We start from the raw sequence: 7,805 nt of genomic DNA, 5'->3' as shown, positions 1-7,805 counted from the left end.
CCTTTGGCGTGGCCGCATTTTTCAGTTTTGCGGACAGGGAGTGTGGGTTCCAACCTTGCTGTGTCCGCATTTTTTGGTTTTGCGGACAAGGAGCCCGGGTTCCGCTCTTGCCATGGCCGCATTTTTTATGAGAGTAGAAGAAATGGTCTTCACACGTGTTCTATGATTCCCGTTTTCTTGGTCTTCCTCAGGTTTCGGGAATCATACACCTTCTATGATTCTCGTTTTGCTGGTTTTCCCGAGATTTTGGGAATCATACGCCCTCTTTGATTCCGATTTACCTGGACTTCCTTAGATTCCGGGAATCATACACCCTCCATTGATTCCCATTTGCCCAATCTTAGACATCCCCATGGAAATCTAACGCATATTCGCCCCCAATTGTGAAAAGGTTGCACTTAAGGAAACAGAAGCCTTAGTAATCAACAGGAAGCAATTCCCGACAAATGGGGACAGGCACCACTGAATGCACAACTGAAGTACCAAAAAATAATTAAATCCCACAAAGCACATACTAACATTTAGCAAACCTACATAAATGACGAACTAAAATCTATTTGTGATGTGGTGATTCCATGAAGAATATTTTACATATTTATAAAACAGATTGGCTGAATATATTTAAGGTTCCAATTGCAACTATGTTGATTATCGGATTAATGGTATTGCCTTCCTTGTATGCATGGGTCAATCTGATTGGAGCCTGGGACCCTTATGGAAATACATCACGTGTTCCGATTGCGGTAACAAATGAGGATGAGGGAACCGTTTTAAACATTAGGGATATTCATAAAGAAATAAAAATTGGGGACGAAATCGTTAATAATTTAAAGGAAAATACGAAATTAGGTTGGACATTTGTTTCGAAAGAAGAGGCTGAAAAAGGTGTAATTCACGGTGATTACTATGCAAGTCTTTTGATTCCAAAGGATTTCTCTGAAAAAGTCGCCACGATTATTAGTGATCACCCAATTAAGCCAGAGATTCAGTATACCGTTAATGAAAAAGTAAATGCCATTGCACCTAAAATAACTGCAAGCGGTGCCTCTGGAGTCGTAGCGCAAGTAAATGAAAGTATTATTAAAACAGCTTCTGAAGCAATTTTTACAGTTTTTAATAAGGTCGGGATTGAACTTGAAAAAGAACTTCCTACTGTTAGAAAAATTGAACATCGTATTTTAGAGCTTGCCCAGCATATACCTGAAATCGATCAGGCAGCAAACAAGGCACTTGAAATCGAAAAAAAGATGCCCGAAATTAATGAAAAGGCTAATAAAATTGTCGAGGTTGAACAATATCTGCCAGAGGTTGAAGCGGCCGGCGACAAAATCCTTTTATTAGAAGAGAATATTCCAAAATTGAAAACTATCGGCGATGAAATAGTCGCCATTCAAAAAAGACTACCTGAAATCGAAAAGGCTGCTAATCGAGTAGTTGAAATCGATCAAAATTTTTATAAGGTAGAAAAGGAACTAAACACGGCTTTAGCGGATGCAAAAAAAGCGGAAGAGATCATTAATGAAGCGATAACAGCATTACCAAAGGTTGAGCAAATTACCGATACAAGCTTAAAGTATATCAATGCGTTACATGATTTTTTAAAAGAAAATGAGGGTGCTTTTGATCAAATCGCCCCAGTTATAAAACAAAATTTGTATCTTTTACAGCAAACAGCGGATGCAGTAACCCAGTTTACAGAGGTGTTAAAACAGGTTAATTTCGATCCGGAATTAGCTGCAAAAATGCTCACCATCCTTCAAGGTCAATTGACAGTGGGAGTAAATGTAATAGATCATACCGAAAGTTTGCTAACATCCTTAAATAATTATGTACCGAATAAAACTCTTACCAATACTATTGATTCCTTAAATAAGCTAAAAACAAATTTTATTAGTCAAAAAAAGACATTAGCGGGGCTGCAAACTGTAATTGAAAACGGAGAACGACCCATTTCAACCGCGATTGAAAATGTAAATGAACAGGCCAAGCAAGCAAGCAATATCCTTGGGGGCATTATAGCGCGCTATGATACAGAAATTGTACCAAAAGTGAATCAAGCCCTTGATGACATTAGATTAACAGCCCAAAATTCGGCAGATGTTCTTGAAGGAGCCAGAAACAGATTACCTGATATCGAGAAAATATTGACTGATTCAGCAAAAGTAGCATCTTTTGCCGTCGACCAATTGACAGAGCTCCAACAGAATTTACCGGCAATTGGTGCACGGCTTCACGAAGCAGCCACAACAATTCAGTCAAAAATGGGAGATTTGACGAAAGCGGTCAATGAAGCCGTTAAATTTGTACAAAATGATTTTCCAAAATTAGAACCGAAAATACATCAAGCAGCTGACTTTGTTAAAAATGACCTTCAAGGCGTGGAGGATGATATTCACAGGGTTTCAACTTTTGTCCAAACACGTCTCCCGGAGATAGAGGATCGTATTCACAAGGTAGCTAATTTAATCCGAGAAGATTTACCTGGGCTTGAGGATGCATTAGCAAAAGCAGCGAGGGAAATTCGCCATTTTCAACAAACAGGCGATATTGGTGAAATTATTAAGCTTTTGAAAAATGACATCCAAGAGGAAAGTGACTTCTTGGCTCATCCGGTGCTTATGAAGGAAAATAAAATGTTTCCGATCCCAAACTATGGGTCGGCGATGTCGCCATTTTATACGACACTTGCTTTGTGGGTAGGTGCTTTAATACTAGCTTCCTTACTTCGCTTTGATGTGAAAAATCAGGAGCAATTTAAAAGCTATGAAGTTTATTTCGGAAGACTTTTTACGTTCATGACGATAGGAATTTTTCAGGCGCTGATTGTCACATTGGGCGATATGTATTTGCTTGGGACTTATGTTGCCGACAAGCTACTGTTTGTATTGTTCGGTATTTTAATAAGCCTAGTATTTATGGCGATTATTTACACATTTGTTTCAGTGTTTGGAAATATTGGGAAGGCATTGGCTATTGTTTTTCTTGTTCTTCAGTTATCGGGTTCAGGAGGAACTTTTCCGATTCAAGTGGCACCACCTTTTTTTCGTCTTATAAATCCGTTTTTACCATTTACGTATGCGATTAGCTTGATGCGCGAAGCGGTAGGTGGAAGCATTTGGGACATCGTCTTGCATGATCTTACTTTCTTAGTGCTGTTCCTGTGCTTAGCATTTATAATTGGCGTCCTTTTGAAGAAACCGCTAAGCCGATTTGTCGAACGGACCGCACAAAAGGCGAAGGAAAGTAAAATCATTCATTAAATAGGATTACAATTATTTTACATTTTTTCAATTTCTCTCTTTTCCGTCATAGTTTAAAGTAAAATTAAACTAATGGGCGAAAGGAGAGGATTTTTTTGATAAAAGCGTTTTTAAAATTAACTATTGCCATGGGGCTTTGTCTTAACATATTATCCGCACCAGTTGGTCATACTTTTGCGGCGGATAAAACGGTACGGGTTACGTTGCCAAACTTCACAGTGCAGTTAAATGGAAACAAGGTTGACAATCAATATCGGCAATATCCACTGATCGTGTACAAAGACATGACATATGTACCAATGACATGGTTCGATTCAAGATTGTTAGGATTAAAAACGGGATGGTCCGAAAAGGATGGATTAACAATCTCGGAAGATAAGGTAACTACATCATACGAACCATACAAAACGAAGCAAAAAAATTCAAAAAGCCAAAATGCAACAATACCAACATTCAAAATCACAGTGAATGGTAAACGAATTAATAATTCAAAAGAGGAATTCCCACTCTTGAATGTTAGAAATGTAACGTATTTCCCACTCACATGGAAATTTGCCCATGATGAATTTGGTTGGGAATATGTTTGGGATAAATCGAAGGGGCTAATTATTAATTCGAACAACCCTAAAGTACAAACCGTAAATCTACCTTCCTATGCGGGGGAGAATGATGTCGCGCTGTTTGATGGTTATTATTACTTTGTGGAAACAACGAAAGACAAAAATAACATATACAGAGTACCCGAAACTAATCCAACGAAGAAACAACTAGTCTATTCATATAATGGAGAGAGCACCTATGGTTTTCCAAAATGGGTGAACTTTGAAGTCAGGGATAATGCGCTTTGGTTATCATACCATGTGGGCGGGGCGACAATGGGATATGATATCTATGCTAGAATAAACGCTGATGGAAAAGCGACCGTCGAGCAATCCGGTTATCGTGATTTTAAATATTCACCAAAAGGAACGCTCATTATTAATCAATCTGTGCCACCAGGGGGCAATAATCTAACGTTTATTCCAAACGGACAGGCAGAAGAAGCTGGTATACAGATCGGGGATCCAAATCTTATTTATGGTTGGTACATTAAAAAGGACAAAGAAAGCACCGGTTATGGGCCAGTACAATCCACGACGATACTCGGTGATGATGTTTATGTACTTGCATCATCAAGTGAAATAGAAAACAATGACCTTAATAAAATTTACAAAATAAATTTAAACACAAATGAAACAACGCAAATTACAAATTTTTCGGTAAGAAACTTTAAAATCAGTGGTAACAAGCTTTTTTATGTAAAAAATAGCGATCAAATCCTGTACTCCTCAAATTTAGATGGATCAAGTGAACAAAAATTATCGGATAACAACAAAGTCGGTTGGTTTGGCGAAATCGAAGGGAATGTGTTTTATACATCTGAGGTCGCTTCAGGACAATATAAGCTTTATAAAGTCGACACGACAAAAGAAGATACACTTATTATGAAGGAGCCGGTTGCGTTGATTCAAATCGCGAACGGTAAAATCATTTGCCAGCTTTCATTACAAGAAGACTATGGGATCAAAGTATTCAACAAATCTGGACAGCTTGATTTAGCAATAGTCGATCATACTGAAAACCTATTTGTTCATAATGATCAAATTCTAATCATCTCCGCTAAGGATAAAACCATCAAGACAATTCACTTGAAAAAATAAAAAAATGAGTGGCTAATCAACTTAGCCACTCTTACTATCTATATTTTGATTGAAGGATCATGCATTAATTAGATAATGCCATGGAACATCATTGCATCTGCGACTTTTAAGAAGCCTGCAATATTTGCACCATAAACAAGATTTCCTGGGTGGCCGTACTCAACAGATGCTTTCATGCTTTGTTGGTAGATGTTAATCATGATTTCATGTAATTTTGCATCCACTTCTTCAAATGACCAAGAAACACGTGCACTGTTTTGAGCCATTTCTAATGCTGATACAGCAACACCACCAGCATTGGCGGCTTTAGCTGGGCCGAATAGTACATCACTGTTTAAAAATACATCAATTGCTTCTAACGTTGAAGGCATGTTTGCACCTTCACCAACTGCGATAACACCATTGGCTACAAGTGTTTTTGCACTTTCTTCATCAATTTCATTTTGAGTAGCACAAGGTAATGCAATATCACATGGAATTGACCAAATTCCTGAACAACCCTCGTAATATTCAGCATGTGGATGTTCTTTCACATATTCAGAAATTCTTTTTCTTTCAACTTCTTTTAAGCGTTTAACAGTTTCAAGGTTAATGCCATTTTTATCATAAACATATCCGTTGGAATCACTACATGCAACAACAGTTGCACCGAATTGATGTGCTTTTTCGATTGCATAAATTGCAACATTTCCTGATCCAGACACAACAATTGTTTTACCTTCGAAGTCTAATCCTTTATCCTTAAGCATTTCGCTTACAAAATATACTGTACCATATCCAGTAGCTTCTGTTCTTGCTAAGCTTCCACCGTAGCCAACACCTTTACCAGTTAAAACACCAGCTTGGAATTGGTTCTTGATGCGTTTGTACTGTCCAAATAAATAACCAATTTCTCTGCCGCCGACACCAATATCACCTGCAGGAACATCAGTATCATGATCAAGATGTCTGTATAACTCTGTCATAAAGCTTTGGCAAAATCTCATGATTTCATTATCTGATTTGCCTTTTGGATCAAAATCAGATCCACCTTTACCACCACCGATCGGCTGGCCAGTTAATGCATTTTTGAAAATTTGTTCAAAGCCTAAAAACTTAATGATACTAGAGTTTACAGATGGGTGGAATCTTAGTCCGCCTTTATATGGACCAATGGCACTATTGTATTGAACACGGTAGCCGCGATTAACGTGTACTTTTCCGTTGTCGTCAACCCATGGTACTCTAAACATAATTTGACGTTCAGGCTCAACAAGTCTTTCTAAAATTCCCGCTTCCATATATTTAGGCTGCTTTTCAAAAACTGGAACAAGTGAATCAAGAATTTCTTTGATGGCTTGGTGGAATTCAGGTTCATTAGGATTACGCTTTTTAACCGTCGCAATTACCCCATTCACGTAATCCTTTGCGACCTGTGTCTGTGTATCACTTGGTGTTGGTTGTAAAATTGTCATATCTCTCAATCTCCTTTAATATAGTTTTTTATTTTAAAATTTTGTTTGTTATCAATTTTGAATATTTTAATTTGTTAATCTTATTGTATACTCGAAAACCAATCTGTTCCAATATATAATTTAGATAATATCAATGCCAAAATGATATGATTAAAGAAAGAGGGTGATTTTTATGGAATTGAGACAGCTGCAATACTTTATAGAAGTAGCGAAACGGGAACATGTTACGGAGGCTGCTAATGCTCTCCATGTTGCCCAGTCTGCTGTAAGTAGACAAATTTTTAACCTTGAGCAAGAGCTAGGGATCGACCTATTTGTTCGTGAGGGCCGAAATGTTCGATTGACGCCAATCGGCGAGGTGTTTTTAAAGCATGTGGAAGATGCGATGATGGTTTTGGAAAAGGCAAAAAGGGAAGTAGATGAATTTTTGGACCCGGAGCAGGGGACGGTCCGAATTGGTTTTCCAAGTAGTATGGCTAATTACACACTACCGACATGCATTTCTGCCTTCCGTGAGGAGCACCCGAAGGTAAAATTTAAGTTTCGCCAAGGGTCTTACCACTATTTAATTGACGCTGTAATAACTGGAAAAGTGGATATGGCATTAATTGGACCGCTGCCAAAGGATAATAATAAAGTAAAAGGCGAGATATTATTTTTAGAAAAAATTGTAGCATTACTGCCGGAGGACCATCTACTTGCAAGTCAAAAAGAAATTAAATTGAATCAGCTGCGCAATGATCCATTTGTATTATTTCCTGTGGGCTTTGGCTTACATGATCTTGTAGTAAACGCCTGCCGCCAAAATGGTTTTGATCCCGATGTCGCCTTTGAAGGGAAAGACATTGATGCAATTAAAGGCTTAGTATCAGCGGGACTTGGTGTTACGCTAATACCGGAGATTAGTTTGATAGATAGCAAGCCCCGTGCTACAAAGAAAGTGTTCATCGTGAACCCCGAGGTTACGAGAACGGTTGGAATTATTACTCCAAGTGATCGGGAACTCTTGCCGACTGAAAAAGTTTTTTATGAATTTCTAAAGGACTTTTTCAAAGTTTTAGACGGATACTATTAACTTTATTCAGCGGAAATCCCTCATATTCATAAGTGGTGGGATGAATATGCAACTGGTATGCAATTCAAAGGCGGTTTACCCCCCAACTGAATAAAGTTAAAGCCTCCGGCGGATGCCACAGATTTTCAAAGGTAGTTTTTCGAGCAAGCTCGAAAAAATCTGGGCACAAATACGCCAAGGCGCATTTGATTTTAATTACCAAACCTAGCTTCATATGATTATGAAAAACGTAAAAAGGCTCTCGATCCATTTTGGATTGAGAGCCTTAATATTAGTTTGTGCATCATTGTCTAGCTCCAGCACCCAGCGACTAGCA

Annotated in this window: 4 protein-coding genes; 3 read left to right on the top strand and 1 reads right to left on the bottom strand. The window is 38.2% G+C overall.

What is annotated here, in order from left to right; genetic code table 11:
- The first annotated feature begins 575 nt into the window (after positions 1–575).
- Complete coding sequence (locus BAZO_RS10270) at positions 576–3,260, top strand: YhgE/Pip domain-containing protein (protein WP_003331400.1); 2,685 nt, start codon at positions 576–578, stop codon at positions 3,258–3,260.
- A gap of 95 nt (positions 3,261–3,355) precedes the next feature.
- Positions 3,356–4,960, top strand: a complete 1,605-nt coding sequence (locus BAZO_RS10265; RefSeq protein WP_003331399.1) for a DUF5050 domain-containing protein — start codon at positions 3,356–3,358, stop codon at positions 4,958–4,960.
- 68 nt (positions 4,961–5,028) lie between these two features.
- Here BAZO_RS10265 and gdhA read toward each other — a convergent pair whose 3' ends face one another.
- Positions 5,029–6,414: an NADP-specific glutamate dehydrogenase gene (gene gdhA / locus BAZO_RS10260; protein WP_003331398.1), complete on the bottom strand. Its 1,386-nt coding sequence runs from the start codon at positions 6,412–6,414 to the stop codon at positions 5,029–5,031.
- Between the two features lie 172 nt (positions 6,415–6,586).
- On the opposite strand from gdhA, the gene gltC reads away from it, so the two are divergent.
- Positions 6,587–7,489, top strand: coding sequence for a glutamate biosynthesis transcriptional regulator GltC (gltC, locus tag BAZO_RS10255; RefSeq protein ID WP_003331397.1), 903 nt, complete (start codon positions 6,587–6,589; stop codon positions 7,487–7,489).
- The last annotated feature ends 316 nt before the right edge of the window (positions 7,490–7,805 follow it).

This window comes from Schinkia azotoformans LMG 9581 (assembly GCF_000307855.1).
Classification (GTDB): Bacteria; Bacillota; Bacilli; order Bacillales; family Bacillaceae_J; genus Schinkia; species Schinkia azotoformans.
This window is presented reverse-complemented; position numbering and strand designations above follow the sequence as displayed.

Bases quoted from the DNA above. Each gene is read 5' to 3' on its own strand.
- BAZO_RS10270 (WP_003331400.1), top strand. From the start codon at position 576: ATGAAGAATATTTTACATATTTATAAAACAGATTGGCTGAATATATTT.
- gdhA (WP_003331398.1), bottom strand. From the start codon at position 6,414: ATGACAATTTTACAACCAACACCAAGTGATACACAGACACAGGTCGCA.
- gltC (WP_003331397.1), top strand. From the start codon at position 6,587: ATGGAATTGAGACAGCTGCAATACTTTATAGAAGTAGCGAAACGGGAA.